The organism is Variovorax sp. NFACC27 (assembly GCF_048301545.1).
Lineage (GTDB): Bacteria > Pseudomonadota > Gammaproteobacteria > Burkholderiales > Burkholderiaceae_C > Variovorax > Variovorax gossypii.
In genome coordinates this window covers 2,062,599-2,082,741 of record NZ_CP157613.1, presented here as the reverse complement: position 1 = coordinate 2,082,741, position 20,143 = coordinate 2,062,599, and the positions used below count along the sequence as shown (strand labels likewise).

Sequence of the window (20,143 nt, the reverse complement as noted above, 5' to 3'; positions counted from 1 at the left end):
CTGTTGGCACTCCCGAACCGTCGTGCAAATCGGCTACGCTGCGCGCTGCCTCTCAGGTGGAGATACAAAAAAGTGAATCGTTTCCTTCCAACATTGCTCCTTGCCGGCGGCGTTCTTGCGTCCGGCGCGGGCCATGCCCTCCAGATCGTCAGCCTCTCGCCACAGGGTGAAGTGGCGCGCGTTCGCCAGGTGGTCGCCAAGTTCGACCAGCCCGCCGTCAACTTCGGCGACCCCAAGGCCCCCGCTCCGCTCACGGTGAGCTGCAACGACGCCCAGGCAGCCAAGGGCACCGGCCGCTGGACCGACGCCAAGGCTTGGGTCTACGACTTCGAGAACGACCTGCCGCCCGGCGTGCGCTGCACGGTCACCCGCATTCCCACCTTCAAGCCCGCCAGCGGCGAGCTGACCGGCCCCGAGCGCTACCAGTTCAACACCGGCGGTCCGTTCGTGCGCAACTACATGCCGGGCAACTACAGCCGCATCGACGAGCAGCAGATGTTCATGCTGGAGCTCAACGGCGCGGCCACACTGGAGAGCGTGCGCCAGAACGTCTGGTGCACGGCCGACGGCGTGGGCGAGCGCATTCCCGTCAAGCTGCTCGACGGCGAGCAGCGCGCCGGCCTGCTCAAGGCCTTCGGCCGCGAGAAGTCGGCCGAGAAAGACCCGCTGCGCTTCATCACGATGCAGTGCAACCGCACGCTGACGCCCGGCGCCAAGGTGCAGATCGTCTACGGCAAGGGCGTGGCCACGCCCTCGGGCGTGCCCAACAACGTGGAACGCCGGCTCGAGTTCCAGGTGCGCGAGCCCTTCGCCGCCTCCTTCACCTGCGAGCGCGAGAACGCGCAGGCCGCCTGCCTGCCGCTGCGCCCGATGCAGCTGCAGTTCAACGCGCCCGTCACGCGCAAGCTGGCCTCGCAGATCCAGCTCAAGGGCGACAAGACCATCAAGGCCAAGCTCGACAACGAAGGCGGTTCGCAGAGCGACGACGACGTGGTCAACAGCGTGAGCTTCGAGCCGCCGCTGGCCGAGAGCGCGCAATACAGCATCGAGCTGCCCTCGAAGTTCGAGGACGCTTCGGGCCGCCCGCTGGCCACGCCCGGCAACTTCCCGATGAAGGTTGCCACCGGCGCGATGCCGCCGCTGGCCAAGTTCGCCGCCTCGCCCTTCGGCGTGGTCGAGCGCCTGGCCGAGCCCGACACGCCGGCCATGATGCCGGTCACCGTGCGCCGCGTGGAGCCGAAGCTGATGGTGAACGCCCTCACGCCCGGCAAGGTGAGCGACATGAACCCGAAGACCGACGCGGAAATCATCGCGTGGTTCCGCAAGGTGCGCCGCTACGACAACTTCACCATCTCGCGCGAACAGGCGCGCAAGGACGTGAAGGGCCCGCTGCCCCCGGTCATCGACAAGGACGACCGCACCACGCTGCAGACCCGCATGCTGTCGCTGCTGGCCGGCCAGCCGGGCGTGAAGGCGCTCGACATGCCCAAGGCCGACTCGGGCGATCCGCGCCCCTTCGAAGTCATCGGCATCCCGCTGACGCCGGGCTTCCACGTGCTCGAGATCGCCTCGCAGAAGCTGGGCGAGGCCCTGCTCGACGAGCGCTACAACGCAGGCCGCACGATGTACGTGCGCACCACCGCGCTGGCCACCAACCTGGCGGTGCACTTCAAGCTGGGCCGCGAGAACTCGATGGCCTGGGTCACCACGCTGGACAAGGGCAAGGTCGTGGCCGGCGCCGAGGTGCGCGTATCGAGCTGCGACGGCAAGGCCGTGGCCAGCGGCACCACCGACGCCAACGGCGTCGTCATGCTCAGCGGTATCTCGCCGCAGGCGCCCTCGTGCAACGGCCCGAACGAATACGACAGCGGCGCATGGTTCGTCAGCGCCCGCGCCAAGGACGAAAAGGGCGTGGAAGACCTCGCCTTCACCTGGAGCGACTGGCAGCGCGGCATCGAACCCTGGCGCTTCAACGTGCCGACCAGCCTGCAGGCCGAGGCCGACCGCGTCGCCCACACCATCTTCGACCGCACGCTGCTGCGCGCCGGCGAGACGGTGTCGATGAAGAGCCTGATCCGCACGCAGACCAGCAAGGGCTTCGGCTTGCCCGAGAACCGCCCCGACACGCTGGTCATCACCCACGTGGGCAGCGGCCAGCGCTTCACGCAGCCGCTGAACTGGCGCAAGACCGCCACCGGCGGCCTGAGCGCCGAGAACAGCTTCGCCATTCCGCCGGCCGCCAAGCTCGGCGTGTACGAGGTGATGCTACGCACCGGCGGCGGCAAGGACGCCAACGGCGAGGGTGAAGGTGATGGCGACGACGGCTACGGCCGCAGCTTCTCCACCGGCAGCTTCCGCGTCGAGGAATTCCGCCTGCCCGTGCTCGAGGGCCGCATCGCGCCCACCGACAAGAAGCCGCTGGTGGCGGCCACCAGCGTGCCCACCGACGTGCAGATCAACTACGTCTCCGGCGGCGGCGCGGCCAACCTGCCGGTGCGCGTGTCGGCCATGGTGCGCGGCAAGAGCCTGAGCTTCTCCGACTACGACGCCTTCAGCTTCAACCCGCCGCGCTCCACGCAGGGCGACGGCAGCGAGGCGGCCACGGCCGTCACCGCAGCGGCCGAGGCCGGCTCGGGCGAGGAAGACCTCAACAGCGTGAACGACACCCGCGTGATCGCGGACAAGCTGCCGCTCACGCTGAACAAGGACGGCGCCGGCAAGGTCACCATCGACAAGGTGCCGAAGGTGAAGGCCGCGCGCGAGCTGCTGCTCGAAGCCACGTATGCCGACCCGAACGGCGAGGTGCAGACCATCCGCAGCACGCAGACGCTGTGGCCGGCCTCCGTCATCGCCGGCATCAAGACCGAAGGCTGGGTCTCCACGGCCCAGAAGCTGAAGTTCCAGGCGCTCGCGCTAGACCTGTCGGGCAAGCCCCAGGCCAACGTGACGCTCAACGTGCGCGCCGTGGCGCGCATCACCACCACCAGCCGAAAGCGCATGGTGGGCGGCTTCTACACCTACGACAACAAGACCGAGACCAAGGACATCGGCACCGTCTGCAGCGGCAAGAGCGACGCGCGCGGCCTGCTGCTGTGCGAGTCGGAGCTGAAGGAAGCCGGCGAGGTCGAACTCATCGCCAGCGCCACCGACGGCGAAGGCCGCGACGCCCGCGCCGTGAGCTCGGTCTACGTGACCAAGCAGGGCGAGCTCTGGTTCGGCGGCGAGGACAACGACCGCATCGACGTGCTGCCCGAGAAGAAGAGCTACCAGCCCGGCGAGATCGCCAAGTTCCAGGTGCGCAGCCCCTTCCGCTTCGCGACCGCGCTGGTCGCGGTGGAGCGCGAGGGCATCATCGAGACGCACGTGGTCAAGCTCGACGGCAAGGACCCGACCGTCACCCTCGAAGTGAAGCCCGAGTGGGGCCCGAACGCCTACGTGAGCGTGCTCGCGCTGCGCGGCCGCCTGCGCGAGGTGCCCTGGTACAGCTTCTTCACCTGGGGCTTCAAGTCGCCGCGCGAGTGGTGGACGGCCTTCTGGTACGAAGGCAAGGAATACGTGGCGCCGACCGCCATGGTCGACCTGAGCAAGCCCGCCTACCGCCTCGGCATGGCCGAGATCCGCGTCGGCACGCGCGCCCACCAGCTCGACGTGACCGTCACCAGCGACAAGCCCAGCTACCCGATCCGCAGCAAGGCGCAGGTCACCATCAGCGCCAAGCTGCCCGACGGCAAGCCGGCCGCCGGCGCCGAAGTGGCGCTGGCAGCGGTCGACCAGGCCCTGCTCGAGCTGATGCCCAACGACAGCTGGAACCTGCTCAACGCAATGCTCCAGCGACGCAGCTGGGGCGTGAGCACCTCCACCGCGCAGATGGAAATCGTCGGCCGGCGCCACTACGGCCGCAAGGCCGTGCCCGCGGGCGGCGGCGGCGGCAAGGGCCAGACGCGCGAACTGCTCGACACCCTGCTCGTGTGGAACCCGAAGGTGGTGCTCGACGCCAACGGCCAGGCCGTGGTGACGGTGCCGCTGAACGACGCGCTCACCACCTTCAAGATCGTGGCCGTGGCCGACTCGGGTGCCAACCTGTTCGGTACCGGGCAGGCCAGCATCCAGGCCACGCAAGACTTGCAGATCATCAGCGGCCTGCCGCCGCTGGTGCGCGAGGACGACCAGTTCCGTGCCCAGGTCACGCTGCGCAACACCACGCAGAAGCCGATGAAGGTCGAGGCCACGCCGCGCGCCACCCTGCTAACGCTGGAGCCGCAGACGGTCGACATCCCGGCCGGCGAGGCGCGCGAAGTGGCATGGACCGTGACCGCTCCCGCGCAGCTGGCGCAGACGCGCGCCGAAGCCATCATCTGGGAGATCGAGGCGAAGGACACCATCGGCGGCGCACGCGACGCGCTGAAAGTGCGCCAGCGCATCGTGCCCTCGGTGCCGCTCACGGTGCAGCAGGGCACGCTGGTGCAGGTCGACGGCCCCTTCACGCTCGACGTGGCACCGCCCGCCGACGCCCTGCCCGGCCGCGGCGGCCTGAAGCTCTCGCTGCAGCCCAAGCTGGCAGAAGGCCTGCCGGGCGTGCGCGACTGGTTCGCGAACTACCCCTTCATCTGCCTCGAGCAAAAGACCAGCAAGTCGGTCGGCCTGCGCGACGCGAAGATGTGGCAGGGCGTGCTGGCCCAGCTGCCCACCTACCTGGACAGCGACGGCCTGGCCAACTACTTCCCGCCGCGCGACGGCGAGGCCAATCGCGGCAGCGACATCCTCACCTCGTACCTGCTCGCGGCCACGAACGAAGCGGCCCAACTCAACCCCGCCTTCGCGCTCGCCGACGACGTGCGCGCGCCGATGGAGTCGGGCCTGATCGCCTTCGTCGAAGGCCGCATCACGCGCGAGTTCTGGAGCCCGCGCAAGGACCTCGACGTGCGCAAGCTCGCCGCGCTCGAAGCGCTCTCGCGCTACGGCAAGGCCAAGGGCAGCATGGTCGGCAGCATCACCATCGCGCCGAACCAGTGGCCCACCAGCGCGGTGATCGACTGGCTCAACATCCTGAAGCGCGTGAACGACGTGCCGCAGCGCCAGCAGCGCCTGGACGAGGCCAACAACGTGCTGAAGGCGCGCCTGTCGTACCAGGGCACGAAGCTGATCTTCAGCACCGAGCAGGACGACTACTGGTGGTGGCTGATGACCAACGGCGACGTCAACACCGCCCGCCTGCTGCTCAGCGTGATGGACGACCCGGCCTGGAAGGACGACATCGGCAAGCTGGCCAACGGCTTCATCGGCCGCCAGCAGAACGGCGCATGGCACACCACCACCGCCAACCTGTGGGGCGGACTGGCGCTGGAGAAGTTCAGCAAGGTGTTCGAGAGCACGCCGGTGGCCGGCGTCACCGCCGCCACGCTCGGCGCGGTGAAGGCACAGGTCGACTGGAGCAAGGTCGAGCGCGTGAAGACCAGCGACGCGACCGGTGCGCCGAACCAGACCACCTTCTTCGGCGCGCCCGCCTCGCCGGGCAACCTGAAGAACAACACGATGTTCCTGCCGTGGGCTGCATCGCCGTCGGGCGCACCGGTGCGCGACACGCTGCTGGTGACGCAGCAGGGCACCGGCAAGCCGTGGCTCACGCTGCAGTCGATCGCCGCCGTGCAGCTGAAGGCGCCGTTCGCGGCCGGCTACGCCATCAAGAAGACCATCACCCCGGTCGAGCAGGCCACCGCCGGCAAGTACACCCGCGGCGACGTGCTGCGCGTGACGCTGGAGGTGAACGCCAGCGCCGACATGACCTGGGTCGTCATCAGCGACCCGATCCCGGGCGGCGCCACCATCCTCGGCGGCGGCCTCGGCCGCGACTCGCAGATCGCCACCCAGGGCGAGAAGAAGAGCGGCTCCGGCTGGCCGGCCTTCGAGGAACGCAGCTTCGAGGCCTTCCGCAGCTACTACGAGTACCTGCCCAAGGGCGTGGTGAAGATGGAATACACCGTGCGCCTGAACAACGTCGGCGACTTCGCGCTGCCGCCCAGCCGCGTCGAGGCGATGTACGCGCCCGAGATGTTCGGCGAGGCGCCGAACGCGCGGGTGAAGGTGGAAGCGGCCAAGTAGGCCGGCAGACAGAGGCAGGCAGACAGGCCTGCCGGAAACGGTGAAGGAGCGGCTATCGGTCATCGCTCCTTCACCGGCCGCCTTCACCATCGCGGCGAACCCACAACCTGGAGGAAAACACCATGGGCCTGGCTGTCTGCGTCGGCATGCTCGCCGAACTGCTCGAGGACGATCCCGAGAGCGCCGAGGGCTTCGAGGAGGAACTGGCCGAAGTCAACCGCGTGCTGGCCGCCGCGGGGCTTCCCCCGCACACCGAGCCGCGCGGACCGCTCGAGCTCGATTCGCGCGCGTCGATCGACGGTTTTCCGTACTCCTTCATCCACTACCTGCGCCGCGCGTACGCGCACCGCGTGCTGTCGCCCGACTGGGTGGCCACGCCACTGGCCGACGACGTCGATCCCACGGCCGATCCGAAGATCCAATCGCTGCTCGACGGCTCCGAAAGCCACCTGCTGTGCCATTCGGATGCGGAAGGCTTCTACGTTCCAGTCGATTTCGACGAGGTGCTGTTCGACGAGGAATGCGGCGGCGAGGAGGACGGGGAGGACGGGGAAGACGAGGAGGAAGACGGCAAGGACGAGGACGAACTGGAAGAGCCAGCCGGCGGCCTGCCCGGCGGCATGCTCGGCTCGTCCTACCGCCTGCTCGACGAACTCGTGTTCGTGGCTCCCGCCCTGGGCATCCGCCTCGAGAACGGCAAGCTCTCCGACGAGGAAGCCGAACGCATCGATGCGCTTGTCGACGACGACAACGGCCTGTACCGCGAATACGTGTCCTGGCTGCTGCTGTACGAATCGGCGCGGCTGAGCATCGAGCACAGGACGGCGATCGTCTTCTGCTGAACGGCACCGATCCCGCGAGGGCCAGCGTCCTCGCGGCGTCTGCGGCAACATGTGGGCCTGATCCAGCCACCAGACACATGAGCGAATCCAGCAGCAATCCCGTCGACTTTCTTTCCCACAACCGCGCCGCCTGGGACCGCCAGGCCGCCGAAGAGCGCGAATGGTCGCGCCCCGTGAGCAGCGAACTGATCGCCAGCGCCCGCCAGGGCGACTGGCGCGTGCACCTCACGCCGCGTCCCCTGCCCGTGCATTGGCTGGGCGACGTGCGGGGCCAGCGCATCCTCTGCCTCGCCTCGGCCGGCGGCCAGCAGGCGCCGGTGCTCGCGGCTGCCGGCGCACAGGTCACGGTGTTCGACCTGTCCGACGAGCAGCTGCGGCAGGACCGCCGCGTCGCCGAGCGCGACGGCCTCGAGCTCGAAACGGTACAGGGCGACATGCGCGAACTCGGCGCCTTCGCCGATGGGCGCTTCGACATCGTCTTCCACCCCATCTCCAACCTCTACGTGCCCGACGTGCGCCCGGTCTGGCGCGAATGCCATCGCGTGCTGAAGGCCGGCGGCGCACTGCTCGCGAGCTTCTACAACCCGGTGGTTTTCATCGGCGACCGCGATCCGGCCCTTGCCGGGCAAGGGCTGCTGCGACCAACCTACAAGCTGCCGTATTCGGACATGAAGGATCTCCCGGCGGAAGCGCTCGAACGCAAGCGCCAGGGCGGCGAGGCCCTGGTGTTCGGCCACTCGCTGACCGACCTGATCGGCGGACAGCTGGACGCGGGTTTCGTCATCGACGGCTTCCTCGAAGACGACCAGCCGAACCCGCGCTTCCTCGTCGATCGCTTCATGCCGACCTTCCTGGCGACGCGTGCGCTGAAGAAGAACCCCGCATGAGCACGGCACCGGGCAGTTCCAGGCAGGCTCACGCGGCGGCGAGAGACGCAGGGGTTGTCCGGTGAGCTTCGTCGCATCTGTCCGCGCCTACCTCTCGCTGGCCTTCCGCTGGCAACGCGGCCGCCAGGGCACGGGCTACGACAAGATGCTGCTGCTCACGGCGCGGTGGCCGCTGCCGTTCGACAGCTATCTCATCCGCTACCCCGAGGGCTCGGAGATTCCGCCGCACACCGACCCGGTGCAGATCGGGCGGCACTACCGGCTCAACATCGTGCTGAAATCGCCGCGTTCGGGCGGCGAGTTCGTGTGCGCCGATCCGATCTTCGCGACGCGGCGCATCAAGCTGTTCCGCCCCGATGCCTGCGAGCACAGCGTGACGCGGGTGGTGGGTGGCAGCCGCTATGTCTTCTCGCTGGGGTGGGTGCTTGCCGGCAAGTCCGGCTGACCACGCGCACGCCCGGAACCATCGACCCGAAGGAGGCCTTGCCATGACCCGACTGATCGAGATCCGCACCTACAGGCTCAAGCCCGGCACGCTCGCCGCCTTCCACGAGGCGATGCACACGCGTGCCGTGCCGATGCTGCGCAGCAAGGGCATGGACGTGGTCACCTATGGCCGATCGGACCACGAGGAAGAGAGTTACCACCTCGTGCGCGCGTATGCGGACCGGCAGGCGCTGGATGCGCAGCAGTCCGCCTTCTACGGATCGGCCGAGTGGCGCGAAGGCCCGCGCGGCGCGCTGGTCGACCGCATCGAGACTTACCTCAACACGCTGCTGTGGGTTTCGGACGAGACCATCGCCAGCATGCGTTCCCTGAACCCCACCGACGAACCAGGAGCCACCTGAGATGCCCCTTCATTTCGACGACCCCGAGGAAGGCCTCGCGCGCGAGACCAGCCACCCGCGCTTCGTGCAGCTTGCCGGCGAAGATTTCTACTACGACGTCGGCGACGACTTCAGCCCCTTCGGCAACGACGACGGCAGCGACACGCTCGCGGCGCTGGAAGACTGGTATCGCGACGAAGGCGGCAACGGCAAGGTCGTCGGGTTCCTGCAGGAGATGCTCGCCGACTGGGACTTCGGCGTGCCCGCCTCCATGCATCGCGCCGATGCCGACGTGCGCGAGAAGTGGCTCGCGGAAGACGACATGCACGAGACCTACCTGCAGTCCGAATGCCGCGCGCGCGTTGCAACGGCCTTCGGTCAGCTCAAGATCGCGGGCGAGATCGACGCGGACGTGCGCGACGAAGCACTGGCCGCGATCGCCTGCCAGCTCGCGCTGAACGAGCGCGCCCGCACGCACTACCCCGACTGGCCCTACGCCGACCAGAACCAGTCGCGGCTGACCGCGATGCGGGAAGTGCTGAGCGTCGCCTGAAACAACGCCTTCCGGCCTAAACTGCCCCCCCTTCGTCCCCCTCCCTTCCACCCTTTTCTCGTCAGGAGACAACCCATGACCACGCTGGCAATCGCAAACAAGCTCGTCGCGCTGTGCAAAGAAGGAAAGTTCGATGAATGCGAGTCGCTCTACACGGCCGACGCGGTGAGCGTCGAGGCCAGCGCCCCTCCCGGGCAGGCACGCGAGGCTGTGGGCCTGGCGGCGATCAGGGCCAAGGGCGAGTGGTGGGTCGCCAACCACGAAGTGCATTCGATGCAGGTCGCGGGCCCCTGGCCGCACGGTGACCGCTTCATCGTCGGCTTCCGCTTCGACGTGACGATGAAGGCCACCGGCCACCGCTTCACCATGGAAGAAATGGCGCTCTACACCACGAAGGACGGAAAGATCGTGAAGGAAGAGTTCTTCTACGACACCGGCGAATAAGCACCGGCGGCCGGCGTCGCGTGACGGTCGTTACGGCCGTGACGTGGCGCGCCGCCGCCGCGCTTGCCGCCATGGCGAGCGCCCCCGGATCATTCGCGGCCTTTGCACTCCACAACGCAAGGAGCCGACCGGATGATTCCTCACTTCACTTTCCTCTCGCACGCCTCTCATCGACCGCATCGGTTGCACCGCCTGCTCGCAGGCTGCTGCATCGCGGCGATCTCCGCCTTCACCCACGCCCACGCCGAACCCATCGGCTTCGCCACCGCGCCGGCCGCCATCGTGGCGCGCGTGATGAACGGCGCGCCGGGCAGCATCGTGGTCGGCATCTCGCGCGAAAACCGCACGCAGTTCGCGATGCAACGCAACGGCGTCGGGCAGCCGGGCCGGATCGTCGAGACGACGCAGGCCGATGCGCAGCCTCTCTTCGAGATCGGCTCGATCAGCAAGGTGTTCACCGGCGTGCTGCTCGCGCAGGCGGTGGAGCGCGGCGATCTCTCGCTCGACGACACGCTGGGCAAGCTGCTGGCCGGCCAGACCACGATGCCGCCGCAGGTCGCGGCCATCACGCTGCGGCAGCTCGTCACCCACACCGCCTGCCTGCCGGGAATGCTGCCGGACGCACCGGGCCTGGCCAGCAGCCAGCCCTTTGCGCGGCCCGACCGGCCGCAGCTGCTCGCGGGTCTCTCGACGCTCAGGCTCGAACACGCGCCGCCCTGCAGGGGGCCCTACAGCAGCCTGGGCCTGGGCCTGCTCGGCCAGCTGCTTGCCGACCGCTACGGCAAGCCGTGGGACCTGCTGGTGCAGGAGAACATCGCCGTGCCGCTGGGCATGAAGGACACGCTGCAGCACCTCGACGGCGAAGCAGGCAGGCTCGCACCCGGCTACGAACACGACGCGCCGCGCACGCCCTGGGACTTCGACGCGCTCGCGGGCGCGGGTGCCCTGCGCTCGACGGCGGCCGACCTGCTGGTGTTCGCACGCGCGCTCATGGCCGGGCGCGACGGTCCGCTGGGTGCCGCGGCCGAACGCGCGCTAACGCCGCTCGGCCATGACGGCACCTATGAAGTGGGCTACGCCATCCGCATGCGCGGCGCCGCCGGCCACCGGAGCTATTTCCACACGGGCCAGACCGGCGGCTACCGCGCGCTGCTGGTCTTCGACCCGGCGAAGCAGCAGGCCGCGGTGATGCTCGCGAGCAATTCGTCGGCGGCTGCCGCGCGCATGGTGGACGACATCACCCTCCCCGCCTCGCCGGCATCCGCACGGCGGCACCGGTAGGAAGCAAGTTCTCATGCAGGCGCGATGCGGGCAGAATGGCCCGCAGGTGCCCTCATGAACACAAGATTTGTAGAAGCCTTTCTCTGGGCCGCGCGACTGGGCAGCTTCCGCGCCGCGAGCGACCGGCTCCACATCACGCAGGCGGCGGTGTCCAACCGCGTCGCCTCCCTCGAAGAAGACATCGGCGCGCGCCTGTTCGAACGCGACGCGCGCGAGCTGCGGCTCACGCCCGTGGGCGTGCGGCTGATGGACTACGGCGAACGGCTGCTCGAGCTGCGCCGCGAGATCGTCTCGCTCGGCCGCCCGCGCGGCGACATCCTCGGGCTGGTGCGCATCGGCGCCATCGAGACCGTGGTCCACACCTGGCTGCTGGGCTTTCTCACCAACCTGCGCTCCACCTATCCGGGCATCGAGGTGCAGCTGACCTCCGAGACCACGCTGGCGCTGCATCGCGGCCTGCGCGAGGGCGCGCTCGACATCGCGCTGCAGACCGACCACATCGCCGGCGCGGGCATCGTGAGCACGCCCTGCCTGCCGATGCCCATGGGATGGGTCGGGCCGCAGGGCGCCGAGGGCACGCAGACCGTCGAGCAGCTGCTGCGCCAGCCCGTGCTCACGATGAGCCCCGGCTCGCAGCCGCACGAGGCGCTCAAGAACCTGTTCCGCGCGGCTGGCATTCCGCTGGGCAAGGTGCACTGCGTGAGCTCGATCTCGGCGCTCGCGCGGCTGGTGAAGGCCGGCTTCGGCAACGCCCTGGTGCCGCTGCCGCCCTGCTACGAATACGTGGCCACCGGCGACGTGAAGATCATCGAGTGCGACGCGCTCATCTCGCCCCAGCGCATCGTGGTGAGCCACCTGGAAGCCGCCGACTCCGACGCCATCCGGCTCGTGGCCGAACTGGCGTGCCGGGCCTCCGACCAGTTCACGACATCGGCTGTCGCACCAACATGGAGCGCTTCGACAGAGGGTTAACCCTCGGAATGGCGCATCCGGGCCCCGAAAAGGGGCCAGTAATTCTTGTGGCTGTCGCCCAGAAAAACTCGTTTGTGACAGTCCGACCCTGCGACGGAAGATCGCGCCTTCATTTTTTCGAAGGCCCGACTCTCTTCCGCCGCCATGAACACACCTGACTCCTCTTCTTCCGCAGCAACGACGGCAAACGGCATGCTGTTCGTCGCATCCGACGTCGAGCCGGCCGACGAGGCCGACTTCAACCGCTGGTACGACCAGGAGCATGTGGAAGAGCGCGCACGCATTCCCGGCTTTCTCTCCGGTGCGCGCTATTTCTCGCTCGAAGGCGGCCGCAAGTACCTGGGGCTGTACCGCACCGAATCGCTGGCGGTGTTCGGCTCGCCCGGCTATCGCGCCGCATTCGAGAAGCAGACGCCGTGGTCGGTCGCCAACCTCGACCGCATGCGCCGGCCCGTGCGCCGCGTGTGCGCCGTGCGCGCCGTGACGGGCTTCGGCAGCGGCAGCCACGTGGTCGTGCTGCCGCTGCCCGTGGCTGCCGATGCCGAGGCGCTGGTGCAAGGCGCCGCGCGCATCGGCCAGCAGCTGAAGAAGGAACAGGCAGGCTTCGTGCAGTCGTACCTGCTCGTACCCGACACCACGCTCAGCACGCCGCTGCCGCGCGAATCCACCGAAGGCCGCGTGCTGCAGCCGATGCTGGTGATCGAGACCAGCAGCGAAGCCTCGGCCCGCTCGGCGCGCGCCACGGCCGCCGCCGCATTCGACGCCGATCCCGCCGGCGGCTGGCTGCTCGCGCTCGGCTGGAAGCTGACCGCGGCCGAACTGGCCTGACGCGGCAGGCATCCGCCCCCACTCACCTCCATCCCTCACCGAACAAAGGCATCCAATGACCGAACATGTTCTTCCCGCCGCGGGCTCCGCGGCACCCGGGCAGGCCGCGCCGGCCTCCGCGAAGATGGGCCGGCTGGCCATGGCCAGCTCCATCGGCACCACGCTGGAGTGGTACGACTTCACCGTCTACAACATCATGGCGGCGCTGGTCTTCAACGCGGTGTTCTTCCCCTCGTTCGACCCGCTCACCGGCACCATCCTCGCGTTCTCCACCTACGCGGTCGGCTACATCTCGCGCCCGCTGGGCGGCGTGGTGTTCGGCCACCTCGGCGACCGGCTGGGCCGGCGCTTCGTGCTGGTGGCCACGCTGGTCATCATGGGTGTCTCCACCGGCCTGATGGGCCTGCTGCCCACCTACGCGAGCTGGGGCATCTGGGCGCCCGTCGCGCTGGTGGCGCTGCGCTTCGTGCAGGGCGTGGCGCTCGGCGGCGAATGGGCCGGCGCGGTGCTGCTGTCGATGGAGCACGGCAAGCCCGACGAGCGCGGCCGCAATGCCTCGTTCACGCAGGTGGGCCCCTCGTGCGGCACGCTGATCGGCACCGGCTTCATCGCCGCCGTGTCGGCCTGGCTGAGCCCGGAAGACTTCCAGAGCTGGGGCTGGCGCATTCCCTTCATCTCCAGCGTCGCGCTGGTGCTCTTCGGCCTGTGGCTGCGCCGCGGCGTGGACGAAACGCCCGTCTTCCGCGAGATGGAGGAGAAGAAGTCCACCGCCAAGACGCCCATCAAGGAAGTGATCACTCAACACTGGCGCCGCTTGCTGGTGGCCGGCGGCTCGCGCATCGGCTCCGACGTGCTGTACGCGCTGGTGGTGGTGTTCACGCTGACCTATGTGACCACCGTGCTGCACCTGTCGCGCCCGCTGGCGCTCACCGCCACGATGATCGGCGCGGCCTGCAACGCGATCGCGGTGCCGTGGTTCGGCAGCCTGTCGGACCGCATCGGCCGCCGCCCGGTGTACATCGCCGGCGCGCTGCTGGGCATGGTGTGGGCCTTCGTGTTCTTCGTGCTGATGGACAGCGCGCACCCGGTCGCGATCTGCGCTGCGGTGGTGGTCGGCCTTCTTATCCACGCGATGATGTACGGCCCGCAGGCCGCCTTCGTCACCGAGCAGTTCCCCGGCCGCGTGCGCTACGCCGGCGCCTCGCTGGCCTACACGCTGGCGGGCATCGTGGGCGGCGGCTTCGCGCCGCTGATCATCGCGAGCCTGTTCAAGTCCTGGGGCAGCACGGTGGCCGTGTCGTTCTACGTGGTGGCCGCGCTGGGCGTGACGCTGATCGCCCTCGCGGTGGCCCGCGAAACCGCCAAGCGCCCGCTGGAGAGCTGATCGATGGCAAGCACGAGCAACACGAACACCAATTCCCGCCTTCGCTTCGCCTGCGAGAGCATCGCCGACGACGGCACCCGTTCCACGGCCCTGCACCTCCTCGCACCCCGCGCGCTGGTGGTGGCGGGCTGGACCGGCCGCGACATCGCGGCCATCGAGCACCACATCGAGGAACTGGCCGCGCTCGGCGTGCCGCGTCCTTCGAGCGTGCCGCTGTACTACCGCGTGGCGGCCCAGCTGCTGACCCAATCGCCCGCCATCGAGGCGCTGGGCGACCAGAGCTCCGGCGAGGCCGAGCCAGTGCTCTTCTTCTCGCAGGGCGAGTGGTGGCTGAGCGTGGCCTCTGACCACACCGACCGCCACGTAGAGAGCTACTCGGTAGCCGTGTCGAAGCAGATGTGTGCCAAGCCCGTGGCCGAGACCGCATGGCGCTGGAGCGACGTGCAGGCGCACCAGGACACGCTCGAGCTGCGCTCGCGCATCCTGGAGGACGGCTGCTGGATCGACTACCAGCGCGGCACGCTCGCATCGATCCGCCCGCTGGCCGGACTGCGCGACGGCATGCCCGGCGCCGGCTCCGCGCCCGAAGGCCTCTTCATGACCTGCGGCACGCTGGGCGCGCTGCCCAACGCGAAGGGCGAAGGCATCCGGCCCGCCGCGCAGATGGAAATCGAACTGCACGACCCGAAGCTTCGGCGCCGCATCGTGCATCGCTATGCGGTGGAAGCACTGCCGGTGGTGGCATGACGATGAAGAACGGCAACACCATCAAGGCACTGCGCGATCGCATTGCGCGCGGCGAGCTCTCGCACGAGGCGCTGATCGACGAAGTGCTCGAAGCGGCCGAACAGCCTGCTGCGCAGCATGTCTTCACGCGCCTCTACGCCGACGCGGCCCGCGCCGCCGCGCGCCATGCCGATGCCGCGCGGAAGGCCGGCATCGAACTCGGCCCGCTCGCCGGCCTGCCCGTTTCGGTGAAGGACCTGTACGACGTGGCCGGCGAAACCACCATGGCAGGCTCCGCCGTCTGCGCGGGCGAACCGCCTGCCGCGCACGATGCGGTTGCCGTGGCGCGGCTGCGCGCGCAGGGCGCGGCCATCGTCGGCAAGACCAACATGACGGAGTTCGCGTTCTCGGGCGTGGGCATCAACCCGCACTACGGCACGCCGCGCAATCCGGCCGATGTGGAGACGGCGCGCATTCCGGGCGGCTCTTCGTCCGGCGCGGCGGTGTCGGTGGCGCTGGGCCTCGCCGTGGCGGGGCTGGGCTCGGACACGGGTGGCTCCATCCGCATTCCCGCCGCGCTGTGCGGGCTGGTCGGCTTCAAGAGCACGCAGTCGCGGGTGCCGCGCACGGGCGCCTTCGAACTCGCGCGCTCGCTCGACACGGTGTGCGCCATGGCGCGCAGCGTGGAAGACTGCCTGATCGCCGATGCGGCCATTGCCGACTCGCCGCTCACGGTGCGCCGCCGCCCGCTGCAGGGCATGCGCCTGGCCGTGCCGCGCACGCTGATGTTCGACGACATCGAACCCGCTGTCGCGAAAGCCTTCGACCGCGCGCTGCAAGCTCTGTCGGCAGCGGGCGCGCAGATCGTCGACATCACCCTGGCCGAGCTCGCCGAGATCTCGACCGTCAACGCGCCCGGCGGCTTCTCGCCGGTGGAAGCTGCGACCGTGCACCGCGAACGCTTCGCCGCGAAGCGCGACGGTTTCGACTCGCGCGTGGCCGCCCGCATCGCGCTCGGTACCGAGGTGCGCGCCGCCGACTACATCGCCATGCAGGACCGCCGGCGCGACTGGATCGGCCGCATCGAACGCGCCATCGAAGGCTTCGACGCGCTCGTGTGCCCGACCGTGCCGATCGTCGCGCCGCCCATCGCGGCGCTGGCGGAAGACGCGGCCTTCTTCAGGGCCAACGGCCTGCTGCTGCGCAACACCTTCGCGATCAACCTGCTCGACGGCTGCGCCTTCAGCCTGCCGTGCCAAGCGCCGGGCGAACTGCCGGTAGGGCTGATGCTGGCGTCGGTGCGCGGCGACGACGCGCGGCTGGCCGCGGTGGCGCTGGCCGCCGAACCCGTGCTTCAGCGCGCGGGTTGAACGACAGCCGATGACGCCGCGCTGGCGTCATCGGCTATCGTGCGGCCCATGTCGCTCGTGCAACCGCAACCATCGCTCACCGGTCCCCATCTACTGCTTCGCCCGCTGCTGGCTTCCGACGCCGCGGCACTCGTGGAGGCCGCCTCCGACGGCGAACTCTGGAAGCTGCCGTTCACCGTCGTGCCTTCCGCCGAAACCGTCGAGGCCTACATCGGGAACGCCCTCGCGGGGCGTGAAGCCGGCACGGTGATGCCCTTTGCCACGGTGCTGCGCGAGACCGACAAGGTCATCGGCTCCACGCGCTTCTGGAAGATCGACCGCGTCAACCGCAAGCTGGAAATCGGCAGCACCTGGATCTCGGCCTCGTGGCAGAAGACCTTCGTGAACACCGAGGCCAAGCTGCTGATGCTGCGCTACGCCTTCGAGGAGCTGCAATGCGTGCGCGTGCAGCTCACCACCGACGAGATCAATGCCAGGTCGCGTGCCGCCATATTGCGGCTGGGCGCGAAGCAGGAAGGCGTCGTGCGAAACGAACGCATCATGCCGGACGGCCGCAAGCGCAATTCGGTGCGCTTCAGCATCATCGACGACGAGTGGCCCGAGGTGAGGCGGAACCTCGAGGCACGGCTGGCCACGACAGCGCAGGGATCCACGGAATGAACTGCACCGTAGAGCCCACGGCCGAGCCCCACTTCGAAAGCCTGCACCGGGCTCTCGACGTCGTCGCGCGCGAGCAGAAGTACCTCGCGCTGACGCAGGCGCCGCCCCTGGCGCAGTCGATCGACTTCTACCGCGGCCTGATCGCCGGCGGCTTTCCGCACTTCGTGGCGCTCGACGGCGACCGGGTGGTCGGATGGTGCGACGTGTCGCCGGTGTTCGGCCACTCGCGCGCCCATGTCGGCGTCCTGGGCATCGCGCTGCTGCCCGAGGCGCGCGGCCGGGGCCTGGGCAGGCGGCTGCTGCAGGCGGCCATCGACAAGTCGTGGGAACGCGGGCTGACGCGCATCGAGCTTTCGGTGCGCACCGACAACGCCAATGCCAGGGCGCTCTACGAGCGGCTCGGCTTCGAGCACGAGGGCCTGCTGCGCCGCACCACGCTCATCGACGGCAACTACCACGACTCCTACGCGATGGCCCTGCTTCGCTAGACTGGGCGGCGTCGTCGACTGGAGAGCGCCCATGTGCCGCAGCATCAAGACCCTCTACAACTTCGAGCCGCCCGCCACCGAACAGGAAATCCGCGCCGCCGCGCTGCAGTTCGTGCGCAAGCTCAGCGGTTTCAGCGTGCCGTCGAAGGCCAATGAAGAAGCCTTCGGCCTAGCGGTCGACGAAGTGGCCGCCACCGCCGCGCGGCTGATCGACTCGCTGGTCACCACGGCCGAGCCGCGCGACCGCGCCGTGGAAGCGGAGCGCGCAAAAGCCCGCGCCGCCATACGCTTCGGCAGCGACAGGGCCGCATGACACGGGCTTGACCCCTGGTGCCGACGGCACCCGACTCGCGTGCCATCATCTTCGGATGAGCAACAACACTCCACATAGCGCATTCAGCACCTCGGACGCAGTCGCCAAATACGCCGAAGGCCCCAAGCGCAACGTGCCCGGATACAGCGGCCTGTTGCCGATGACGCGCATCCTGCTAGCCGAACACGTGCCCCGCGAAGGCCGGGTGCTGGTGGTCGGCGCCGGCGGCGGCCTGGAAGTCGAGGACCTCGCGCAGGCCAACCCAGCATGGACGATCGACGGTGTCGATCCGAGCGGGCCGATGCTGGAACTCGCGGCGCAGAGGCTGGGCCCGCTGATGTCGCGCGTGGCATTGCACGAAGGCTATGTGCAGGACGCTCCAGCGGGCCCTTTCGATGGCGCCACCTGCCTGCTGACCTTCCATTTCGTGCCGCGCGACCAGCGGCTGCCGACGGCGAAGGAAATCCACCGCCGCCTGAAGCCGGGAGCGCCCTTCGTCATGGCGCATCTCAGCGTGGAAGACGGTCCGGGCGAGCGCGAAACATGGATGTCGCGGTACGCGGCCTTTCTCGTCGCATCGGGTTCCGATCCGCGCCAGGCGGCGGCAACCCGCGAGAAGGTCGAGAAGGAGCTGACGATCCTGTCGCCGGCGCAGGACGAGGCCATGCTGCGCGACGCGGGCTTCAGCGACATCCGCCTCTTCTTCACGGGATTCACGTTCAGGGGCTGGGTCGCCCGCGCATGACGCATGACCACAGCGCAGCGCTGCCGCGCGGCCTTTGATATGGTGCTTTCCAGCACCACCATGCGAATTCCGAGCGTATGAAAAAGACCTATACAGGAGGCTGCCACTGCGGCGCCGTGAGATTCGAGGCCGACATCGACCTGAGCCTGGGCACCCTGCGCTGCAACTGCTCGATCTGCACCCGGACCCGCTTCTGGCCCGCCATCGTCGCGACCGATGCCTTCCGGCTGATCGAAGGAGAATCCGAACTCAGCGAGCAGATGCTCGACACCCGCAACAGCCACTACATCGTCTGCAGGCATTGCAGCGTGCGCTCCTTCGGCGTGGGTCACTCGCCCGAGACCGGCGCGAGCGCCTATGGCGTGAACGTGACCTGCCTGGACGACGTGGACCTCGACGACCTTGCCCGCTCGCCGATCAGCTACGTGGACGGACACCGCGGCACCTGGCACATCGCGCGCACGGCCATCGGCATCTGACGACGAGAATCGCTTTCCGCAACAACCACCATCCGACCATCTGGAGACAAAGCACATGCCCATCGAACTCTGGCTCGCCTTCGTCGCGGCCTCCGCCGTCATGCTGATCATTCCGGGGCCGACCATCCTCACGGTGATCAGCTACTCGATGTCGCACGGGCGCCGCGCCAACCTGCCGCTGGTGGCCGCGGTCGCGCTGGGCGACTCGACGGCGCTGGTGGTGTCGCTGCTGGGGCTGGGCGCGCTGCTCGCCACCTCGGCCTTCTGGTTCACGGTGGTGAAGTGGGTGGGCGGGCTGTACCTGCTGTACCTCGGCATCAAGCTGCTGCGCGCGGGCATCTCGTCGGCCGAGATCGCCACGCCGGCCGCGCCCGCCTCGCGGCTGCGCCTGTTCGCCAACACCTACCTGGTGACTGCGCTGAACCCCAAGGGCATCGTGTTCTTCGTGGCCTTCCTGCCGCAGTTCATCAGCCCGGCCGCCGACGTGACGCGCCAGCTCTGGGTGCTGGCCGTGACCTTCGTGGTGCTGGCCGCGACCAACGCCACGCTGTACGCGGTGTTCGCGGGATCGGCGCGCAGGCTGCTGTCGTCGCCGCGCGCGCAGCGGCGCTTCAACTTCGCGGGCGGCTCGCTGCTGAGCGCGGCCGGCGTCTGGGCGCTGATGGCGCGCCGGCCGGGCTGAAGAACACCCGAACACCCGCGCCGCCTCGTCAAGAAGGAAAAAGGGCCGCGAAGCGCAATGCTTCGCGGCCCTTTTTCTGTTGTGCCACTGATCAAGCGCGATCAGTAGCGGTACGGGTTGTTGGGGCTGCGGTCGTAGCGGTTGGGAACGCCGTCGTTGTCGCGGTCCCTGTCGTAACGGTTCGGCACGCCGTCGCGGTCGCGATCGCCGTAGCCATAGTGCGGGCGCGGCGGCGGGCGGTCGTAGGGTGCGACCACGCAGCCGGCCAGGATGGCCGATGCGGCCAGCAGGATCGCCAGTGTCTTCGTCATGCGAGTTCTCCTTGGAGTGTTTGTGAAACCGGGGTTCGCCTCCTGCGAGCCGGTAGTGCATTGAAGTCCACGCCGGTACGCGTCGGGTTTCCACATTGAAGCCCTCGCGTGAAGTTCGTTACCGGATGTGGTTCCAGCCTGAACTCTGACCCGTGGCCGCGCCGCGGCAAGGCGGCCGGCGGCGCATTGCGCGGTAGGCGAGGTTCCCGTGGTGCGTCGCCGAGGGAGAATGCCGACACCCGAGCTTTTGCT

Annotated in this window: 20 protein-coding genes; 19 read left to right on the top strand and 1 reads right to left on the bottom strand. The window is 68.8% G+C overall.

The features are described 5' to 3' along the window. Positions 1-72: 72 nt before the first annotated feature. From ABL840_RS09885 to ABL840_RS09795, 19 genes are all read left to right on the top strand, one after another. Positions 73-6,099 (top strand): alpha-2-macroglobulin family protein, encoded by a 6,027-nt coding sequence (locus tag ABL840_RS09885; RefSeq protein WP_093305703.1) that lies wholly within the window; start codon positions 73-75, stop codon positions 6,097-6,099. Positions 6,100-6,221: 122 nt separating this feature from the next. Next, positions 6,222-6,941 carry a hypothetical protein gene (locus ABL840_RS09880; protein WP_093305705.1) on the top strand — a complete coding sequence of 240 codons (720 nt, stop codon included), beginning with the start codon at positions 6,222-6,224 and terminating at the stop codon, positions 6,939-6,941. A 77-nt stretch (positions 6,942-7,018) separates the two neighbouring features. Continuing rightward, positions 7,019-7,828 carry a class I SAM-dependent methyltransferase gene (locus ABL840_RS09875; protein ID WP_093305707.1) on the top strand — a complete coding sequence of 270 codons (810 nt, stop codon included), beginning with the start codon at positions 7,019-7,021 and terminating at the stop codon, positions 7,826-7,828. A gap of 61 nt (positions 7,829-7,889) precedes the next feature. After that, positions 7,890-8,273, top strand: coding sequence for a hypothetical protein (locus ABL840_RS09870; RefSeq protein ID WP_093205150.1), 384 nt, complete (start codon positions 7,890-7,892; stop codon positions 8,271-8,273). Positions 8,274-8,316: 43 nt separating this feature from the next. Continuing rightward, positions 8,317-8,676, top strand: coding sequence for an NIPSNAP family protein (locus tag ABL840_RS09865; protein WP_093305709.1), 360 nt, complete (start codon positions 8,317-8,319; stop codon positions 8,674-8,676). A 1-nt stretch (position 8,677) separates the two neighbouring features. Beyond that, the gene (locus tag ABL840_RS09860; RefSeq protein WP_093305711.1) at positions 8,678-9,208 is read left to right on the top strand and encodes a MolR family transcriptional regulator; all 531 of its coding nucleotides are present in this window, start codon (positions 8,678-8,680) and stop codon (positions 9,206-9,208) included. A 75-nt stretch (positions 9,209-9,283) separates the two neighbouring features. Beyond that, complete coding sequence (locus tag ABL840_RS09855) at positions 9,284-9,652, top strand: nuclear transport factor 2 family protein (protein ID WP_093205157.1); 369 nt, start codon at positions 9,284-9,286, stop codon at positions 9,650-9,652. 132 nt (positions 9,653-9,784) lie between these two features. Continuing rightward, entirely contained in the window at positions 9,785-10,933 is a 1,149-nt protein-coding gene (locus tag ABL840_RS09850; RefSeq protein WP_093305713.1) for a serine hydrolase domain-containing protein, read from the top strand. Positions 10,934-10,987: 54 nt separating this feature from the next. Next, positions 10,988-11,905, top strand: a complete 918-nt coding sequence (locus ABL840_RS09845; protein ID WP_093205162.1) for a LysR family transcriptional regulator — start codon at positions 10,988-10,990, stop codon at positions 11,903-11,905. Positions 11,906-12,049: 144 nt separating this feature from the next. Beyond that, entirely contained in the window at positions 12,050-12,733 is a 684-nt protein-coding gene (locus ABL840_RS09840) for a DUF4286 family protein (protein ID WP_093305715.1), read from the top strand. A gap of 55 nt (positions 12,734-12,788) precedes the next feature. Then, the gene (locus tag ABL840_RS09835) at positions 12,789-14,117 is read left to right on the top strand and encodes an MFS transporter (protein WP_176947578.1); all 1,329 of its coding nucleotides are present in this window, start codon (positions 12,789-12,791) and stop codon (positions 14,115-14,117) included. 3 nt (positions 14,118-14,120) lie between these two features. Then, a complete protein-coding gene (locus tag ABL840_RS09830; protein WP_093305716.1) occupies positions 14,121-14,864 on the top strand; it encodes a DUF2848 domain-containing protein in 744 nt (247 codons plus the stop codon). Then, positions 14,861-16,213, top strand: a complete 1,353-nt coding sequence (locus ABL840_RS09825) for an amidase (protein WP_093305718.1) — start codon at positions 14,861-14,863, stop codon at positions 16,211-16,213. The genes ABL840_RS09830 and ABL840_RS09825 overlap by 4 nt, the downstream gene beginning before the upstream one ends. Before the next feature lie 48 nt (positions 16,214-16,261). Further along, positions 16,262-16,873: a GNAT family N-acetyltransferase gene (locus tag ABL840_RS09820; RefSeq protein WP_093305720.1), complete on the top strand. Its 612-nt coding sequence runs from the start codon at positions 16,262-16,264 to the stop codon at positions 16,871-16,873. Then, entirely contained in the window at positions 16,870-17,361 is a 492-nt protein-coding gene (locus ABL840_RS09815; RefSeq protein ID WP_093305721.1) for a GNAT family N-acetyltransferase, read from the top strand. Before ABL840_RS09820 ends, ABL840_RS09815 begins: the two co-directional genes overlap by 4 nt. Before the next feature lie 31 nt (positions 17,362-17,392). After that, complete coding sequence (locus ABL840_RS09810) at positions 17,393-17,674, top strand: DUF2277 domain-containing protein (RefSeq protein WP_093205177.1); 282 nt, start codon at positions 17,393-17,395, stop codon at positions 17,672-17,674. A 55-nt stretch (positions 17,675-17,729) separates the two neighbouring features. Beyond that, positions 17,730-18,419: a class I SAM-dependent methyltransferase gene (locus ABL840_RS09805; protein WP_093205179.1), complete on the top strand. Its 690-nt coding sequence runs from the start codon at positions 17,730-17,732 to the stop codon at positions 18,417-18,419. A 77-nt stretch (positions 18,420-18,496) separates the two neighbouring features. Next, positions 18,497-18,898 carry a GFA family protein gene (locus tag ABL840_RS09800; RefSeq protein ID WP_093305723.1) on the top strand — a complete coding sequence of 134 codons (402 nt, stop codon included), beginning with the start codon at positions 18,497-18,499 and terminating at the stop codon, positions 18,896-18,898. A 55-nt stretch (positions 18,899-18,953) separates the two neighbouring features. Continuing rightward, positions 18,954-19,580, top strand: coding sequence for a LysE family translocator (locus ABL840_RS09795; protein WP_093205184.1), 627 nt, complete (start codon positions 18,954-18,956; stop codon positions 19,578-19,580). A 101-nt stretch (positions 19,581-19,681) separates the two neighbouring features. On the opposite strand, the gene ABL840_RS09790 is transcribed toward ABL840_RS09795, so the two are convergent. Continuing rightward, positions 19,682-19,891 (bottom strand): thrombospondin type 3 repeat-containing protein, encoded by a 210-nt coding sequence (locus ABL840_RS09790; protein WP_093305725.1) that lies wholly within the window; start codon positions 19,889-19,891, stop codon positions 19,682-19,684. Positions 19,892-20,143: the final 252 nt, after the last annotated feature.

Bases quoted from the DNA above. Each gene is read 5' to 3' on its own strand.
- ABL840_RS09810 (WP_093205177.1), top strand. From the start codon at position 17,393: ATGTGCCGCAGCATCAAGACCCTCTACAACTTCGAGCCGCCCGCCACC.
- ABL840_RS09815 (WP_093305721.1), top strand. From the start codon at position 16,870: ATGAACTGCACCGTAGAGCCCACGGCCGAGCCCCACTTCGAAAGCCTG.
- ABL840_RS09800 (WP_093305723.1), top strand. From the start codon at position 18,497: ATGAAAAAGACCTATACAGGAGGCTGCCACTGCGGCGCCGTGAGATTC.
- ABL840_RS09875 (WP_093305707.1), top strand. From the start codon at position 7,019: ATGAGCGAATCCAGCAGCAATCCCGTCGACTTTCTTTCCCACAACCGC.
- ABL840_RS09835 (WP_176947578.1), top strand. From the start codon at position 12,789: ATGACCGAACATGTTCTTCCCGCCGCGGGCTCCGCGGCACCCGGGCAG.
- ABL840_RS09850 (WP_093305713.1), top strand. From the start codon at position 9,785: ATGATTCCTCACTTCACTTTCCTCTCGCACGCCTCTCATCGACCGCAT.
- ABL840_RS09865 (WP_093305709.1), top strand. From the start codon at position 8,317: ATGACCCGACTGATCGAGATCCGCACCTACAGGCTCAAGCCCGGCACG.
- ABL840_RS09795 (WP_093205184.1), top strand. From the start codon at position 18,954: ATGCCCATCGAACTCTGGCTCGCCTTCGTCGCGGCCTCCGCCGTCATG.
- ABL840_RS09840 (WP_093305715.1), top strand. From the start codon at position 12,050: ATGAACACACCTGACTCCTCTTCTTCCGCAGCAACGACGGCAAACGGC.
- ABL840_RS09805 (WP_093205179.1), top strand. From the start codon at position 17,730: ATGAGCAACAACACTCCACATAGCGCATTCAGCACCTCGGACGCAGTC.
- ABL840_RS09825 (WP_093305718.1), top strand. From the start codon at position 14,861: ATGACGATGAAGAACGGCAACACCATCAAGGCACTGCGCGATCGCATT.
- ABL840_RS09820 (WP_093305720.1), top strand. From the start codon at position 16,262: ATGTCGCTCGTGCAACCGCAACCATCGCTCACCGGTCCCCATCTACTG.
- ABL840_RS09790 (WP_093305725.1), bottom strand. From the start codon at position 19,891: ATGACGAAGACACTGGCGATCCTGCTGGCCGCATCGGCCATCCTGGCC.
- ABL840_RS09845 (WP_093205162.1), top strand. From the start codon at position 10,988: ATGAACACAAGATTTGTAGAAGCCTTTCTCTGGGCCGCGCGACTGGGC.
- ABL840_RS09880 (WP_093305705.1), top strand. From the start codon at position 6,222: ATGGGCCTGGCTGTCTGCGTCGGCATGCTCGCCGAACTGCTCGAGGAC.
- ABL840_RS09855 (WP_093205157.1), top strand. From the start codon at position 9,284: ATGACCACGCTGGCAATCGCAAACAAGCTCGTCGCGCTGTGCAAAGAA.
- ABL840_RS09860 (WP_093305711.1), top strand. From the start codon at position 8,678: ATGCCCCTTCATTTCGACGACCCCGAGGAAGGCCTCGCGCGCGAGACC.
- ABL840_RS09830 (WP_093305716.1), top strand. From the start codon at position 14,121: ATGGCAAGCACGAGCAACACGAACACCAATTCCCGCCTTCGCTTCGCC.